A 16793-nucleotide genomic window follows, 5' to 3' on the forward strand; every position below is an offset into this window, starting at 1 on the left:
TCCATGAATCTGTCCCGCTTTTTCATCGACCGCCCCATCTTCGCCGGGGTGCTGTCGGTGCTCATCTTCCTCGGGGGGCTGATCGCATTGCGCGGTCTGCCCATCTCCGAATACCCTGAAGTCGCGCCGCCTTCCGTGGTGGTGCGCGCACAGTACCCGGGCGCGAACCCCAAAGTGATCGCCGAGACCGTGGCCACGCCGCTGGAGGAGTCCATCAACGGCGTGGAAGGCATGCTCTACATGGGCAGCCAGGCCACCACCGACGGCGTGATGACGCTGACCGTGACCTTTGCCCTCGGCACCGACCCCGACAAGGCCCAGCAGCTGGTGCAGAACCGCGTCTCGCAGGCCGAGCCGCGCCTGCCCGAGGAAGTGCGCCGCCTGGGCGTCACCACCGTCAAGAGCGCGCCGGACCTGACCATGGTGGTCCACCTGGTCTCGCCCAACAACCGCTACGACATCGACTACCTGCGCAACTACGCTGTGCTCAACGTGAAGGACCGCCTTGCGCGCATCCAAGGCGTGGGCCAGGTGCAGATCTTCGGCGGTGGCGACTACTCCATGCGTGTGTGGCTCGACCCGCAAAAGGTCGCGCAGCGCGGCCTCTCGGCCAGCGACGTGGTGGCCGCCATCCGCGGCCAGAACGTGCAAGCCGCTGCGGGTGTGGTGGGCGCATCGCCCGGCCTGCCCGGCGTGGACTTGCAACTGTCCATCAACGCCCAGGGCCGCCTGCAGACCGAAGAAGAGTTCGGCGACATCATCGTCAAGACCGGTGCGGATGGTGCGGTGACACGCCTGCGCGACATCGCCCGCCTGGAGCTGGGTGCGGCTGACTATTCGCTGCGCTCGCTGCTCAACAACGATCCGGCCGTGGGCATGGGCGTGTTCCAGGCGCCGGGCTCCAACGCGCTCGACATCTCGGCCAACGTGCGCAAGACCATGGACGAGATCCAGAAGAACATGCCCGAAGGCGTGGAGTACCGCATTGCGTACGACCCCACGCAGTTCGTGCGTGCGTCCATCCAGTCGGTCATCCACACGCTGCTCGAAGCCATCGCCCTCGTGGTGCTGGTGGTGATTTTGTTCCTGCAAACCTGGCGCGCGTCCATCATCCCGCTGCTGGCGGTGCCGGTGTCGGTGGTGGGTACGTTTGCCGTGCTGCACCTGCTGGGCTTTTCGATCAATGCGCTGAGCCTGTTCGGCCTGGTGCTGGCCATCGGCATCGTGGTGGACGACGCCATCGTGGTGGTGGAGAACGTGGAGCGCAACATCGAGGCGGGCCTGACCCCGCGCGAGGCCACCTACCGCGCCATGCGCGAGGTGTCCGGCCCCATCATCGCCATTGCGCTGGTGCTGGTGGCGGTGTTCGTGCCGCTGGCTTTCATCAGCGGGCTCACCGGCCAGTTCTACCGCCAGTTCGCGGTGACGATTGCGATCTCCACCGTCATCTCGGCGATCAACTCGCTGACGCTGTCGCCAGCGCTGTCAGCGCTCTTGCTCCGCGGCCACGACGAGCCCAAGGACGCGCTCACGCGCGGCATGGACAAGGTGTTTGGCGGCCTGTTCCGTGGCTTCAACCGCATGTTCCATCGAGGCTCTGAAGCGTATAGCGGCGGTGTCAAGCGCGTCATTGGCCGCAAGGCGCTGATGTTCGTGGTCTACCTCGCGCTGGTGGGTGCCACCATGGGCCTGTTCAAAATCGTGCCCGGTGGCTTTGTGCCCGCGCAGGACAAGCAGTACCTGATCGGCTTTGCCCAGCTGCCGGATGGTGCCACGCTGGACCGCACCGAGAACGTGATCCGCCGCATGGGCGAGATCATGAAGGAGAACCCGAACGTCGAAGACGCGATTGCCTTCCCCGGCCTGTCGATCAACGGCTTCACCAACAGCTCCAACTCCGGCATCGTGTTCGCCACGCTCAAGCCCTTTGCAGAGCGCACTCGCGCCGACCAGAGCGGCGGCGCCGTGGCGGGCCAGCTGAACCAGGCCTTCGGCAGCATCCAGGACGCGTTCATCGCCATGTTCCCGCCACCCCCAGTGGCGGGCCTGGGCACCACGGGCGGCTTCAAGCTGCAGATCGAAGACCGCGCCTCGCTGGGCTACGAAGCCATGGACAACGCGGTGAAGGCCTTCATGGGCAAGGCCTACCAGACGCCCGAGCTGGCGGGCCTGTTCACCAGCTGGCAGGTCAACGTGCCGCAGCTGTACGCCAACATCGACCGCACCAAGGCGCGCCAGCTGGGCGTGCCCGTGACGGACATCTTCGACACGCTGCAGATCTACCTGGGCAGCCTCTACGCCAACGACTTCAACCAGTTTGGCCGTACCTACAGCGTGCGTGTGCAGGCCGATGCCGCCTACCGTGCGCGGGCCGAGGACGTGGGCCTGCTGAAGGTGCGCTCTGCCACCGGCGAGATGGTGCCGCTGTCGGCGCTGATGAAGATGGAGCCGAGCTTCGGCCCTGAGCGCGCCATGCGCTACAACGGCTACCTGGCGGCGGACGTGAATGGCGGCCCCGCGCCCGGCTATTCATCGGGCCAGGCGCAGGCGGCCATCGAGCGCATCGCCAAGGAGACGTTGCCCCAGGGCATCACCTTCGAATGGACCGAGCTGACTTACCAGGAAATTCTGGCGGGCAACTCTGCCGTGCTGGTGTTCCCGCTGGCGATTCTGCTGGTGTTCCTAGTGCTGGCCGCGCAGTACGAAAGCCTGACGCTGCCGATCGCCATCATCCTCATCGTGCCCATGGGCATCCTGGCCGCGATGACGGGCGTGTGGCTCACCAAGGGCGACAACAACGTGTTCACGCAGATCGGGCTCATCGTGCTGGTGGGGCTATCGGCCAAGAACGCGATCCTGATCGTGGAGTTCGCCCGCGAGCTGGAGTTTGCCGGCCGCACTCCCGTGCAGGCCGCCATCGAGGCCAGCCGACTGCGGCTGCGCCCCATCCTGATGACCTCGCTGGCCTTTGTGATGGGCGTGCTGCCCCTGGTGCTGTCCACTGGCGCGGGCGCCGAAATGCGCAGCGCCATGGGCGTGGCGGTGTTCGCCGGGATGATTGGGGTGACGGCCTTCGGCCTGTTCCTCACACCCGTGTTCTACGTGCTGCTGCGCAAGCTGGCCGGCAACCGCCCGCTGGTGGAGCATGGTGCGCATGTGGCGCCCATCTCGCACGCCCCGGGTTCTGGTGGCACGGCCCACCCCGTGCTGGCCGCGCCGCGCAATGAGCACGAGTGATGCTTCTGAGCACGCTGACAACAAACATCTTTGTGGCCCTCGCCACGTGCTCCGCGCTGCCAATTGCAGCGGGCGCAGCGGCCGGGGCAGGAGAACAACCATGACCGATTTGCTTTTGACAAAAAACTCCACCGATGGAGCACTCGCAGTGCGCAAGCGCAGCCTGCTGGCGCCCCTGGCTGCCGCCCTGGTGCTGGCCGGTTGCATGACCCAGCCCGTGGCCCCCGCGCCCCATGCGGGCGTGCCCGTGCCCACCAGCTTCACCGCAGGCGGCGACGCGCTGCCCACGGCCCCCTGGACCGTGGCCGCCCCTGCCGAGGCGCAGCCGCGCGGCGAGTGGTGGCTGGGCTTTCAAGACCCGGTGCTGGCCGACCTGGTGCAGCGCGCGGGCACAGCCAACACCAGCATCCAGCAGGCGGCCGCGCGGCTGGCCGAGGCGCGCACGCTGCTGCGCTCTGCCGATGCCGCACGCTCGGTGCAAGTGGGTGCCTCGGCGGGCGTGACGCGCCAGGCAGGCGCTGCCACCACCGGCAGCGCAGCACCCGCCACGCTGGGCACGGCGGGGCTCAATGCATCGTATGAGCTGGACCTGTTCGGCCGCCTCTCGCAAACCAGCGACGCGGCGCGCCTGGACGCCGACGCGCGCGAAGCCCTGCTGCAAAGCACGCGCCTCATGGTGCAGGCCGATGTGGCGCAAACGTACCTGCAGCTGCGCTCCGTACAGGCCGAGCAGGTTCTGGTGCAAGAGAGCCTGGCCGCTTACCAGGACACGCTGCGCCTGACGCAGCGCCGCCTGCAGGCAGGCGATGTGGCCGAGCTGGACGTGGCCCGTGTGCAGACCGAGGTGGCCGCTACCGAGTCCGATGCCCTGGCCTTGCAGCGTCAGCAGGCCCTGCTGACCAACGCGCTGGCCGTGCTGGCCGGCGAGGTGGCCAGCGGCTTTGTGCTGCCGCCCGCGACGGGCGATGCCGCGTTGCCGGTGATTCCGCCCGGCGTGCCCGGCACGGTGCTGGCGCGCCGGCCCGATGTGTCGGCCGCGCAAACCGCCGTGCTGGCCGCGCAAGCGCGCGTGGGTGTGGCGCAGAAGGCGTGGTTCCCTGCGGTCACGCTCACCGGCAATGCGGGGCATGCGTCGCCCGAGCTGGGTGATCTGTTCAAGTGGTCGGCCCGTGCCTGGGGCGTGAGTGCGCTGCTGTCGCTGCCGATCTTTGACGGCGGCCAGCGCGATGCGCAGATCGAGGGCGCCAAGGCCCGCCTGGAGGCTGCGCTGGCGGACCACCGGGGGCAGGTGCTCAATGCGTTCCGTGATGTAGAGGATCAGCTGACCTCGCTGCGTTTATTGTCCGGTCAGGCCGAGGCGCAAGGGCGGGCGGTGACGGCTGCGCGGCGGGCCACGCAGTTGTCGGATGTGCGGTATCGCAATGGGCTGGTGAGCCAGCTGGAGTTGCTGGACGCGCGGCGCAGCGAGTTGCGCAATCGGCGGCAGGAGCTGCAGGTGCGGACGGCGCAGTATGTGGCGACGGTGGGGTTGATTCGGGCGCTTGGGGGAGGGTGGGGGGATCAGCCTGCGGTGAAGATGGCTGCTGTGTCGCAGTAGTTTTTGAGCGGGTTGGGCTGCTTGCGCTAGTGAGATATGCGCTGGTAGCTATTGATTTTGTAGTGCTTGGTTGCCTGCGCTGATTGGGTGGTGTGCCTTTGTTGAGGGCGGAGGCCGGGAGTCGCCCCGGCGGGCGAGGTACTTGTTCTTTGCTTCGCCAAAGAAAAGTACCCAAAAGAAAGGCGACCCCCAGTCTGCGACCCCTTCGCGGAGCGAAGGGGCAAACCTGCGCCGGGTCGGTTGCGGGGTGCGCCGTGGAACTCACTGCGCTGCGTAGCAGCTTCGTTCAGACATCCACGGCGAGTCAGTTCACGAAGCACGCACGCTTCGACGCGCGTGCTCACCCCACAACCGCCTCGCCGCAGGCGCAGCCAGCAGGGGGTGGACAGCCGAACATCCATTCGGGCCATCGCTGCGCTCGGCCCAAGTTGTGCAGCGCGTGGCGCTTGCGCCCGCGAGGTGGGGCCGAGCGAAGCAAAGGCCCGTGTGGATGTTCTGCCCCCGTGCCCCTCTGGATGCGCCGAGGAGCGCAGGGTTTGGCGGATCAGGGCTCGCGATTGTCTGAGCGAAGTGAAACGGAGCGAGTTCGAGCGAGACCCCGCCAAACCCGAGCACCGCAGGTTGCCCCGTAGCGAAGCGCAGGGGACGCAGACAGTGGGGTCGCCCTTTCTTTGGTTCCTTTCTTTCGGCGACGCGAAAGAAAGGGACTCGCATGCCGGGCGACTCCCGGCCTCCGCCCTCCATCAAAGCATGCCGTTAACCGGGCACACAGTTCTTTGCATGGATGGTGGGCACTTCAAAAAGCATAGCTACCAGCGCATATCCCACTGTCGCTTGCGGCCCAAAAGGCACAAAAACCACCGCTCACCCCTTCAACCACCCCCTCAACCTCTCCACCCCTTCCTCCAACCTCCCCACATCCCGACTCGCAAAACACCACCGCAACCACCCCGACGCCTCCCCCCCAAACGCACTGCCCGGCGCCAACCCCAGCCCCGCCTCCCGCACCAGCCGCTTGGCCAGTGGCAAACACTCGTCATGCCCGTCGATGTGGAAGAACGCATACATGCCCCCACGCGGCGTGGCCACCGACACTCCTGGCACCTCGGCCAGCAGCGGCACCAGCGTGTCCCGGCAGCTCTTCAGATGCGCCACCAGCGCAGGTGTCACCTCATCCGTGCGCTGCAGCGCCACCGTGGCCCCACGCTGCACGAACACCGGCGCGCACGAGGTGTTGAATTCGATCAACTTTCCAACGGCATGCGTCAGCGACGGCGGCAGCACCAGCCAGCCCAGGCGCCAGCCGGTCATCAGAAAGCTCTTGGAAAAGCTGTGCGTCACGATCAGCCGGTCTTCGGGCTCCGCCACGTCCAGAAAGCTCGGTGCGGCGCCGTTGGCCGTGTCGCCTGCGTAGTACAGCCGCTCGTACACCTCGTCCGCCAGAATCCACGTGCCCGTGCGGCGGCAGTGCGCCAGGATGGTGGCTTGCTCTTCACGCGTCAGCGTCCAGCCTGTGGGGTTGTTGGGGGCATTCACCACCAACAGGCGCGTGCCGGGCGTGATGGCGGCCAGCAGCGCGTCCATGTCCAGACGCCATGCGCCGTGCACGTCGGCCACCAGCGGCACGGTGCGCACCTGTGCGCCCAGAATGCGCGGCTGCGCCACCAGGTTGGGCCACACGGGCGTGACCAGCACCACCTCGTCGCCCGCGTCCACCAGGGCCTGCACGGCCACCATCAGGCCGTTCACGCCGCCCGATGTGACTGCGATGCGGTCAAACCACGCATCGGTGTGCTGCTGCGGGTGCAGGCCGTGCATGTAGCCCGCAATCGCGTGGCGCAGCTCGGGCAGGCCCAAGTTGTGGGCGTAGAACGTCTCGCCGTGCTGCAGCGACGCAATGGCCGCATCGCGGATGAAATCGGGCGTCACCTCGTCGCTCTCGCCGAACCAGAACTTCAGCACATCGCTGCGCCCCAGGCCCTCGTTGGCCACTTCGCGGATGCGCGACTCTTCGAGGCTTTGGACTACTTCTCGCATGCAATCTCCTTGAAATACACAGCCATCATCGCAGGCGTATAGTCGTTTTTTTGATTTTTTTGGTTGACCCCAACGCTCATGACCTATCCCAACACCCAGCTCTTCATCGCAGGCCAGTGGCAAGACGCCGCCGAAGGCAAGACCCTTGCCGTGTTCAACCCCGCCACGGGCAAAGAAATCGGCCGCGTGGCCCATGCCACCAAGGTCGATCTGGACCGCGCGCTGGACGCCGCACAAAAAGGCTTTGAAGCATGGCGCGAAATGCCCGCCGCCGAGCGCGCCAAGACCATGCGCCGCGCTGCCGCCCTGATGCGCGAGCGCGCCGATGCCATCGCTGCCATCATGGTGCAAGAGCAGGGCAAGCCCCTGGCCGAAGCCAAGGTCGAGACCATGGCATCCGCCGACATCATCGAATGGTTTGCCGACGAATCGCTGCGTGTGTACGGCCGCATCGTGCCCTCGCGCAACCTCAAGGCCACGCAGATGGTGCTGAAGGACCCCGTGGGCCCCGTGGCCGCGTTCACGCCCTGGAACTTCCCCATCAACCAGGTGGTGCGCAAGCTGGCCGCCGCGCTGGGTGCAGGCTGCTCCATCCTGGTGAAGGCGCCTGAGGAAACCCCCGCCAGCCCCGCCGAGCTGATCCGCGCGTTTGCCGATGCCGGTGTGCCTGCAGGCACCGTGGGCTTGGTCTATGGCGACCCGGCGGAAATCTCCAACTACCTGATCCCGCACCCCATCATCCGCAAGGTCACCTTCACCGGTTCCACGCCCGTGGGCAAGCAGCTGGCCGCGCTGGCGGGCAAGCACATGAAGCGCGTGACGATGGAACTGGGCGGCCACGCACCGGTGATCGTGGCCGAAGACGCCGACCTGGAACTGGCCATCAAGATCGGCAGCGGCGCCAAGTTCCGCAACGCGGGCCAGGTCTGCATCTCGCCCACGCGCTACCTGGTGCACGAAAGCATCCGCGCCGACTTTGCGGCCGCGTTCGCCAAGTACGCACAGGGCCTGAAGGTGGGTGACGGCCTCACGGCTGGCACGCAGATGGGCCCGCTGGCCAACCCGCGCCGCATCACTGCCATGGCCGACTTGCTGGCCGATGCGGTGCAGCAGGGCGCCAAGGTGCTGACCGGCGGCGAGCGCATCGGCAACGAAGGCAACTTCTTCCAGCCCACCGTGCTGAACGATGTGCCCCTGTCGGCCCGCATCGTGAACGAAGAACCCTTTGGCCCGGTGGCCGCGATTCGCGGGTTTGAGAAGATTGAAGACGCGATTGCCGAAGCCAACCGCCTGCCGTTTGGCCTGGCGGGTTATGCGTTCACCTCGTCGCTGAAGAACGCGCACCTGCTGGCCCAGCGCCTGGAAGTGGGCATGCTCTGGATCAACCAGGCCGCCGCCCCTGCTGCCGAGCTGCCCTTTGGCGGCCTGAAGGATTCGGGCTACGGCTCCGAGGGTGGCCCTGAGGCCATCGAGGCGCACCTGAACACGCGCCTGGTGTCGATCATGAACGTGTAACCATCGCGCTCTTTGCTCCTTGGACACAGGCCCCCGGTGCCATGGGCATCGGGGGCCTTTTTGCTTTTGGAAGACTGCACAGGGCGGCACAATGGCGTGGCGCTGAAGATCTGCGGCCACCATTCGATGGCAGTTACCCACCGTCCCCCATTTCAGGAGAGCCCCGCCCATGCTGTCCCGGCAATGCCTTGCCCTCATCGTTGCGCTGGCCTGCGTGCCCCTTGCCTGGGCGGGCGAGGAGAAGGAGAGCTCCAGCCAGCGGCCCGGGCTGTTCTTTGCCTGGCTGTCGCCTGACGATGGCCCGGTGTGGGCGCACTTTGAGAACCCAGCGCACCTGCAGCAACTGGTGCGGCACTGCAATGCCGGTACGCCGGTATTTGCGATGCAATCAGGCACCCGATTCCAGTGCAAGGCAGAACTGCCGCCGAACTCTGCCGGGCAGGAAGAACCCTACGCCGCAGCCCTGACCGTGCAGGGGCCCAGGCCCCGGACAGACAACCCGCAGTACCGGCTCTTCGCCCTCACGCCGCCGCGCACGCCCCAGTGGCTGGTTGCCAAACCCGACGCCGAGCAGCTTGTCGCACTGCAGTCGTTCGTGCAGTCGGACGACCGCCGGTTTGGCGCGCTGCGCCGCCAGCTCCAATGGGGTGCTGCACGCACGATTCAGCAGCCCCAGGGCGCACGCACCACCGTGGTGGTGCCTGGCAGGGTGGTGCGCGACCCGGACGCTTTTTACGGAGCCCAGCGGCACCATGTTTTTGTGCGTGGCAGTAGCGGCTATGCCTACATGGGCGAGGTGCCCGGCAAGCCCGACAGCTACGTGGACATCGACGGCAACGACCTGCCGGGCCTTGTGGTGTCGGAGGGGTGTGACGGCTGGTGCGTATCGCTGTGGGGCCTGACGGGCGGGCTGCGGCAGGTAGCGAGGTTCGGCGGGCACTGAGTTCGCACCCGCACAGTACGGGTTCTCAGCGCTGTTTCGCCGGGTCGTACACGCAGCGAAAGCCGATGTACACCGCATAGAAGTCCGCAGGCTTCCAGGCCTCGACATCCGCGCGCATTTGCGAGGCGGGATACCACCAGGACCCGCCCATCGTGCGCCGCTCTTCGCCGCGCGCATCGGCCGCCCATTCCCACACATTGGCGCCCATGTCGTGCAGGCCGTTCACTCCGGCCGCAGTGGCGTTGACGGGTGCGGCGCGGGGCCAGGGGTCGGGGTCGCTGGTGTTGGCGCCCTGCGGGCTGTGGCCCGTGGTCCAGGGGTAGGTGGTGCCACGCACCCAGGGCGTGGGTGGTTGGCTGCGCAGCTCGGTAAAGCCGGCGGTGCGCCACTCGGCAGCGGTGGGCAGGCGGCCGCCGGCCCATTGGCAGTACGCCTGGGCCTCGGCGTGGGTGAGGTGCACGGCGGGCAACTGGTCGGTGTCGGGCGGTGAGCCGTCGGGGCGCTGCCAGGTCCAGCCCGCGCGGCGCTGCCAGCCGCCCACATATTCAAAACCGCCGCCTTCGCGCTCGGCACGGGTGGTGGTGCCGGTGGCTCGCGCGTAGCGCGCAAACTGGGCGATGGTGACTTCGGTCTTGTCGATGCGCAGGCCGTGCAGGTCGTCCAGCACCACGGGCGCTGGGGTCTGGGCAGATGCGGCCAGGGCCCAGAACGCCAGGGTGGCGACGGCTGCGTGGCGCGGTGTTGGCATGGTCCTGTGCTCCCCGTTTCACAGCCAGGCAGCCATTGCCGGGCCGGTGTGGCGCAGAGTATCTGCCGCTGCAAAAGCCTGTGGGCGGGGCTGGGTTTGCAGTGGCCGAACGGCCGTGTGGGGGGCGCCGGGTTGGGTGGTCGGCGCCGCGTCCGCCCAAGGGCTGTGTGCCTTTTCCAACCGGTAGCAGGCATAAAAAACCCCGCACTCCCAAGAAAAGGAGTGCGGGGCAATTGGCTGTGTGTCTGCCCTCCCACCAGTCAGGGCAGCAGCGTGTGGGGCGCTATCAGAAGTTGTGGCGCACGCCCACGGCGAAGGAGCTGAAGTCGTTACCCGGAGCCGACACGCCGTAGGTGGCTGCCTGGCTGTTGTTGATGCGGGTGTAGTACGTGTAGATCTTGGTGCGCTTGCTCAGGTTGTAGTTGTAGCCCAGTGTGTACTGGGTGGCGGCGCTGTTGGACACGTTGGAGTAGTTACCAGCACGGCCCACGTTCACGTGGAACTCGGACACGCCCATGATGTAGGCGGCCGACAGGCGCAGGTTGGTGCGGTTGCCGCCGTTGGCGATGAACACGTTCTTGTCGCGTTGCACGTAGGCGCCCATCACGAAAGGACCGGTGGAGTACGAAGCGCGCACTGCGAACTGGTTCTGGTCGCCCAGCTTGGAGTAACCAGCGCCCAGGCCCAGCTTGCCGATTTCATAGTTGGCAGCTAGGTCCAGGCTGTTCTTGCCGCCGGTGCCGCTGGGCTGCTCGTGCTGGGCCCAGCCGGCTTCGAACGTTGCGCCGCCCAGGCTGGGGGTGCGGTAAGCGATCTTGTTCACGTCACGGGCGGGGTAGGCGTACAGGGCGTCAGCCGACGAGCCGGTGTCGTGGTTGTGGTTGCTGATGAAGTCGGCCGTGGCGTAGTACGACTCGGACGTGAAGTTGCCCAGGCGCACCATGCCGAAGCCGCCGGACAGGTTCACTTCGCTCTGGCGGGCAAAAATGCCGCGCGAGTCGGAAGCGCCGGAGCTGGAGTCAAAGCCGCTTTCCAGCTGGAAGCCAGCCATAAGGCCGCCGCCCAGGTCTTCCTGGCCCTTGAAGCCGAAGCGGGAGGAGTTGTTGAACAGACCGGTCTTGGAGACATCGCCGTCTTTTTGGTGTTCGAAGGTCGTGTTGACCCGGCCGTACAGGGTGACGCTGCTCTGTGCAAAGGCAGCAGACGTACCCACCAGGGCCAGCGCGGCGAGGGCGCAGCGGTTCAATGTTTTCATTCGCGAGGTTCCTTAAATCAAATTTTGTTTGACGACAAATAATCACCGGCCAAAAACGCACAGGGGTGATGCCTTCGGGCCGCCGCTACAAGCAAGTTTGATGCCTGTGGTGATGTGATCGTTGCACTTTGCAACGGAGGGGGATGCTACTGGCCGCCGTGATTGGCCGCCAGCGGGGTAAACACCTTTTTGTCATCCAAATGTCGTTGCGGCGCAACATGGTTCTGGTATGGCGCGCCAGAACCTAACTTCGGGTGGAGCCCGGAGCCCCTTTGAGTCCCTTGGAGCCCCTTGGAGCCCCTTGGAAGGTCGCGAATGTGGTGCAAGCCCCGCGCGGGCTGGCACCGGCGTGGCGCTGCGTACAGGCCACTGCCGCCGTGCGAGCCCTGCACGGCAGCTTGTGGCGTGGCGGCGATCCCTTGACTATCCCTTGTGGGATCGCCAACCGGCGCCTAGAACCGGGACCTAGAACCGGTACGTCGAGGTCAGCGTGTAGGTGCGCGCCTGTCCGTAAAAGCAGTCCCCGCGTGCCAGGCACTGGGTGATATGCACCTTGTCGGTCAGGTTCACCACGTTGAAGGCCACGCGCCAGTCGCCAGCGTCGTAGGCCACCATGGCATCGGCCAGGGTGGCCGCCGGGGTGGTGATGGCGCTGGTGCCCGTCCACTGCGAGCCGGTGTAGCGCACGCCCGCGCCCACCACCCAGCCGCCACGCCCCTGCGCTGCAAAGCGGTGGCTCAGCCAGGCCGATGCGGTGTGCCGGGGCGCGCCGGCCACGGCCTGGCCCTGGTCGCCCGCGTTGCTGCGGCTGATCTGGGCGTCGGTGAAGGCGTAGGCCAGCGTGAAGTCCCACTGGCGCGCCAGGCTGGCCTGCACTTCGGCCTCGAAGCCGTTGACCTTCACCTCGCCGATCTGCAGGCTGTTGAGCGGGTTGCTGGGGTCGGTGGTCTTGCGGTTCTTTTCGCGCAGGGTGTACACAGCGGCAAACGCGCTGATGCCCTGGCCCGGCGGCTGCCACTTCACACCCGCCTCCCACTGTTCACCGCGCTGGGGCTTGTAAGGGGTGCCGTACGCGTCAAGCCCGCCCAGGGGCTGGAACGATTCGGAATAGCCCGCATACGGTGCCCAGCCGCCGTCCATCTGGTACGTCACGCCCGCGCGTTTGGTCCAGGCCTTGTCGTCCACGGCAGCGGCAGGGCGGCCCTCGGTATCGGTCTGGGCGCTGTCATGGCGCAGGCCCAGCGTGGCCGTCCAGCGGCCCCATTGGATCTGGTCTTGCGCGTAGAAGCCCAGCTGCTTTTGCACCACGCTGGGCTGGCGCACCAGCTGTGCCGCCGTGGGCGGCGTGAAGTTGCCGTACACCGGGTTGTACACATCGATGGACGACGCCACCGCGCGCCAGGCCTGCTGGCCGGTGTGGTTGCGCTGCACGTCCAGGCCGGCCAGCAGCGTGTGTGCGGTGCTGCCCGCCTGCAGCTTGCCTTCGAGCTGCGTGTCGATGAGCAGCATGCGGCCGGTGTTGAGGTTCCACACCGCGTCGCGTACCAGCGTGCGGTTGTCGCTGTTGAACACCGGGCGCGCAGGGCGGCCCGTGGCAGCGTTGGCGGTGAAGCTGGTGTAGATGGTGCGGTAGTCCACCTCGCTCACGGTGCGGCGCAGGTTCTGGCGCACCGTCCAGTCGCTGTTCAAACGGTGACTGAACAGGTAGCCCCACGAATTGTTGCGGGTGTCGTACGCGTCCCAGCCCGGCTCGCTGATGAAGGTGTTGCGCGGAATCTGGCCGTACTGGCTGGGCAGCTGTGTGCCTTGCCACGGGAAGAATCCGATGAGCGAGCCGCTTTGGTCCTTCTGGTGCAGCGCCTGCAGCGTGAGCGACGTGTCGGCATTGGGCTTCCAGGTGAGCGATGGCGCAAACACCACGCGGTTGTCGTCCACATGGTCCACCTGCGTGCCGCTGTCGCGGCCCACGGCCACCAGGCGATAGAGCCACTGGCCGTCCTGGTCGAGCGCGCCCGTCAGGTCGGCGGCGATCTGCTTGCGTGCGTTGTTGCCCAGCTGCACCTGCACCTCGCGCAGGGTGTCGGCCTGCGGGCGCTTGCTGGTGAGGTTGAGCACGCCGCCCACGCTTCCCTGGCCGTACAGCACGGAGGTGGGGCCACGCAGAAACTCCACGCGCTCCAGCGTGTAGGGGTCTGGCCGGCTGGTGTTGTAGGTGCCATAGGTGCGCAGCAGGCCGTCCTGGTATTGCGAGACATCGCCACTGCGTGCCTTGAAGCTGTCCACGCGGCTGTCAAAGTAGTTGGACACCGCGCCTGCGGTGTACGCCGTCACCTGCCGCAGCGTCTGCACGCCCTGCGCCTCCATCTGGTCGCGGGTGACCACGCTGATGGCTTGCGGGGTTTCGATGAGTGGCGTGTCGGTCTTGGTGGCGCTGAGCGCTCGCTGGGCCACAAAGCCGGTGACGGGGGCCGTCGGGTTCTCTTGCTCCGCGCCCGAAGACACGGTGACCGGGGCCAATGTGGCCTCGGCAGTAGTTGATGGGATGGTGGTGGTGGTCTGCGCCTGGGCAGCGGCACTGCACAGCACCAGCAGGGCGGCCTGTGCGACGGCGGTGCGCGGCGCGCGGCATGCGCGCGAACGGGATGGGAAAGGAGGCATGATTTGCTATTGATTCGATAGCTGCTTGGGCATGTTCGACTAGCGCAAGCGGCCGGTTTTGCTTGAATTGCTTGAAATGGGCGCTGATCAGCGACCAGCGGGTGCGGGCGTGGCCGCTGGCGGCAACGACGGCGAGGGCATGCCCTCGGCCAGCACAAAGCTCAGCGTCGTCACGTAGCTGGCCTCGCCGTACGGCGCGCCGTGCGCCTCGCCCGGCGTCTTGTCGCTGTGCTTCACCTCGGCCACATACTGGCCCTTCCAGGGGGTGACGAAGGTCACCGTGCCGTCTTCACCCGCCTCGGCCTCGCGCGTCCAGCCCGAGGGCGCGGCCAGCTGCACCTTGGCCTTGGGCAAGGGGGCGCCCCGGTAGACCACCTTCAGCTCACCCGGCTGGCCGGTGGGCACCAGGTCCAGCGCTGCGGTGGGGGCTACGGGCTTGGCCAGGCTGGCCACCCAGCGGGCGGCGGGCTGCCAGTACATCGCGGGCAGGTTGCGCTTGCTGCGGTCGATCACTGGGTAGGTAGGCGTTGCAAACAGCGTGTCTGGGGTGCCGGTGGTGGCGTAGACGAAGGCATCCTTGCCAAGCTGGCCGTCCACGCGCTGCGCCGGGGCGCCGGTGCGTTGTTGTTCCAGCAGGGGCACGCCCTTGAACTGGTCGAGCCGGCCAGGTGATGTCTCGCGCAGGTTGTCGTTGAACTCGCCAAAGTGCAGGCGCGCCTGGCCCCCGGCGTTCTCCAGCCACACCTGGTGGGCGTGGGCAGGGGCCAGGTCAGATACGCCGGCAATGGCCAGCACGGCAGCCAGCCAAGGGCGTGGGGAGGTGGGAACGCAAGACATGGACATGGGTATTTCCTCTCTTTGGTTTGGGATTCCGGAGCGCTGCTCCAAACGCAGCGCGCAGCCCGCTGCACCACCGCAAGGGTGGGTGTAGTGAAGCTCACTTTTTTGATAGCTGCCTACGCTTGATGGATAAGCGCTGGGTGGCTTTTTGATCTGAACGTTGCAGCGCCCGGCTCACACCGAACGCCAGCGCAGACGGGGGGCCGTGAGAGTCGCTTCAGCGGCCGTCATGGGTCGTCAGGAGGTCGTCATGCCGACAGCCAAAAACCGCTCACCGCTCCACGCCTGCGCGCGGGCTCTGCGCTGGGGGCGTCGGCCTTGGTGCGCGCGGCCGGCCGTACCAGCCCATCACCGCGACGGGGACACCCAGCCCCACCCACGACCACCAGTCACCCCAGGTGTCGGACACAAGTGCGGTGATCAAGCCGGTGGTGGTGAGCACACCCATCACGATGGGCCCGCCCCACAGGGCCCAGAAAGGGCGGTGCTTTTTCATGCGGTGCCCTCGGTGGAGCGCGCAGCGCCCGATGTGGGCAAAGCGCTGCCTGCAAAACCCCCCGTGGCGCTGCCTGCGGTGGGTGTTGCGGGGCTTGCCGCCTGCACGCCCTTGCGCAGCCACAGATACAGCCCGCTGCCCAGCACCACGATGGTGGCGATGTCCAGCAGCGCCCACAGGATCTTCATCGGCATGCCGCCGTAGTCGCCAAAGTGCAGCGGCTGCGACACCAGCAGCGCGGTCAGGTACCACGGCAGCTGGGGCGACGCGGTGACCTGCGCGGTGCGCGCATCCACCAGCACCGGCTGGAGTAGCCTGGAGGTGAGCGGCTCATTGCCGCGCAGGAAGAACGTGTTGTGGTGCGGGCTGGAAAACGCCGTGCCCGGGAACGCAATGAATGACAGCTTGGTGCCTGGCGCCTGGGCCTGCGCGGCCTCCAGCGCCTGCTGCAGCGGCCCGCGCTCGGCCACGGGCACGATGAGCTGGCCTTCATAGGGCTTGAGCAGCACCGAGAGCTGGTCGTGCTGCCAGTACTTGATGAGCAGGTCGGCCCACGTATTGATCATGCCCGTGCCGCCCACCACAAACGCCCACACCAGCGTGACGATGCCCAGCAGGTTGTGCAGGTCGAGCCACTTCACCCGCGTGGACCGATCGCGCCGCACCTCGCCAAACGCCAGCTTGCGCATGAACGGCGCATACAGCACCACGCCCGTGACGATGGCCACCAGCAGCAGCAAGCCCATGAAGCCCAGAAACAGCTTGCCCGGCAGCCCTGCGAACAGGTCCACGTGCAGCTTGAACATCACGTACATGAAGCCCTCGTCAAACCGGGGCTGCGCCAGCACCTGCGCCGTGCGCGCGTCCACCGCCACGGATCGGAAGTCATCGGTGGGCGCCGGGGTGGGCGTGAGCGTGACGAACCACACGTTGTCATCGTCCTCGGCGTGTGATGCGAACTGCACCACACGATCCGGGTGCAGTGCGTGCGCGGTGGCCAGCACCTTGTCGAGGCTCGCGCGCGGGGTGTTGGCGGGCATGGCGGGCGCCTCGACCTCGGTGCCCAGCAGGTGGCCAATTTCGTGGTGAAAGATCAGCGGCAAGCCGGTGATGCACAGCAGCAGCATGAAAACGGTGCACACCAGGCTGGACCACTTGTGGGTCCAGCTCCAGCGGCGCAGGGCGGTGGGGCTCAGCATGGCGTGGGGGCGGGGTGGCAAGGGCCGTCGGGCAGTCTCACCACCGCCAGCGCCGCACCAGGCACAGGGCGCGCTGTCGCAACAGAAAGGGCGAACAAGTGATTCATCAAGCCAGACAACCCGGAAACATCGGAAGACGGTGGGTGCTGGCTGCAGCCGGGAGGCCTGTGAAAAGGGCTCCCGGCAAGGGCTATGGCTGGCGGAAACCCAATTTTACATTGCAAATGGGAATTGTTTGTATTCGTGATGGTGTGTGGGGGTAAGGATG

At 66.7% G+C, this 16793-nt stretch carries 11 protein-coding genes; 4 read left to right on the forward strand and 7 right to left on the reverse strand.

Going from position 1 to position 16793, the window contains the following annotated elements; all coding sequences use genetic code 11:
* The first annotated feature begins 3 nt into the window (after positions 1 to 3).
* Entirely contained in the window at positions 4 to 3237 is a 3234-nt protein-coding gene (locus ACOYR4_RS07915; RefSeq protein ID WP_422849166.1) for an efflux RND transporter permease subunit, read from the forward strand.
* Between the two features lie 100 nt (positions 3238 to 3337).
* Positions 3338 to 4834 (forward strand): efflux transporter outer membrane subunit, encoded by a 1497-nt coding sequence (locus ACOYR4_RS07920; RefSeq protein WP_422849167.1) that lies wholly within the window; start codon positions 3338 to 3340, stop codon positions 4832 to 4834.
* Between the two features lie 864 nt (positions 4835 to 5698).
* On the opposite strand, the gene ACOYR4_RS07925 is transcribed toward ACOYR4_RS07920, so the two are convergent.
* Positions 5699 to 6871 carry a pyridoxal phosphate-dependent aminotransferase gene (locus tag ACOYR4_RS07925; protein WP_422849168.1) on the reverse strand — a complete coding sequence of 391 codons (1173 nt, stop codon included), beginning with the start codon at positions 6869 to 6871 and terminating at the stop codon, positions 5699 to 5701.
* A 78-nt stretch (positions 6872 to 6949) separates the two neighbouring features.
* On the opposite strand from ACOYR4_RS07925, the gene ACOYR4_RS07930 reads away from it, so the two are divergent.
* Complete coding sequence (locus ACOYR4_RS07930; RefSeq protein WP_422849169.1) at positions 6950 to 8386, forward strand: NAD-dependent succinate-semialdehyde dehydrogenase; 1437 nt, start codon at positions 6950 to 6952, stop codon at positions 8384 to 8386.
* Positions 8387 to 8555: 169 nt separating this feature from the next.
* On the forward strand, positions 8556 to 9329 hold the full coding sequence (locus ACOYR4_RS07935; protein WP_422849170.1) for a hypothetical protein: 774 nt from the start codon (positions 8556 to 8558) through the stop codon (positions 9327 to 9329).
* Between the two features lie 25 nt (positions 9330 to 9354).
* On the opposite strand, the gene ACOYR4_RS07940 is transcribed toward ACOYR4_RS07935, so the two are convergent.
* The 6 genes from ACOYR4_RS07940 to ACOYR4_RS07965 all read right to left on the reverse strand — a co-directional run bounded on the left by ACOYR4_RS07940 (position 9355) and on the right by ACOYR4_RS07965 (position 16525).
* Positions 9355 to 10077, reverse strand: a complete 723-nt coding sequence (locus tag ACOYR4_RS07940) for a formylglycine-generating enzyme family protein (protein WP_422849171.1) — start codon at positions 10075 to 10077, stop codon at positions 9355 to 9357.
* 286 nt (positions 10078 to 10363) lie between these two features.
* Positions 10364 to 11332, reverse strand: coding sequence for a porin (locus tag ACOYR4_RS07945; protein WP_015013363.1), 969 nt, complete (start codon positions 11330 to 11332; stop codon positions 10364 to 10366).
* A 465-nt stretch (positions 11333 to 11797) separates the two neighbouring features.
* On the reverse strand, positions 11798 to 13990 hold the full coding sequence (locus ACOYR4_RS07950) for a TonB-dependent siderophore receptor (protein ID WP_422849172.1): 2193 nt from the start codon (positions 13988 to 13990) through the stop codon (positions 11798 to 11800).
* A gap of 87 nt (positions 13991 to 14077) precedes the next feature.
* On the reverse strand, positions 14078 to 14833 hold the full coding sequence (locus ACOYR4_RS07955) for a TonB-dependent receptor (protein WP_422849173.1): 756 nt from the start codon (positions 14831 to 14833) through the stop codon (positions 14078 to 14080).
* A gap of 268 nt (positions 14834 to 15101) precedes the next feature.
* Entirely contained in the window at positions 15102 to 15326 is a 225-nt protein-coding gene (locus ACOYR4_RS07960) for a hypothetical protein (RefSeq protein ID WP_422849174.1), read from the reverse strand.
* Positions 15323 to 16525: a PepSY-associated TM helix domain-containing protein gene (locus ACOYR4_RS07965; protein ID WP_422849175.1), complete on the reverse strand. Its 1203-nt coding sequence runs from the start codon at positions 16523 to 16525 to the stop codon at positions 15323 to 15325. The genes ACOYR4_RS07960 and ACOYR4_RS07965 overlap by 4 nt, the downstream gene beginning before the upstream one ends.
* Positions 16526 to 16793: the final 268 nt, after the last annotated feature.

The organism is Acidovorax sp. M14, assembly GCF_049331375.1.
Taxonomy (GTDB): domain Bacteria; phylum Pseudomonadota; class Gammaproteobacteria; order Burkholderiales; family Burkholderiaceae_C; genus Acidovorax.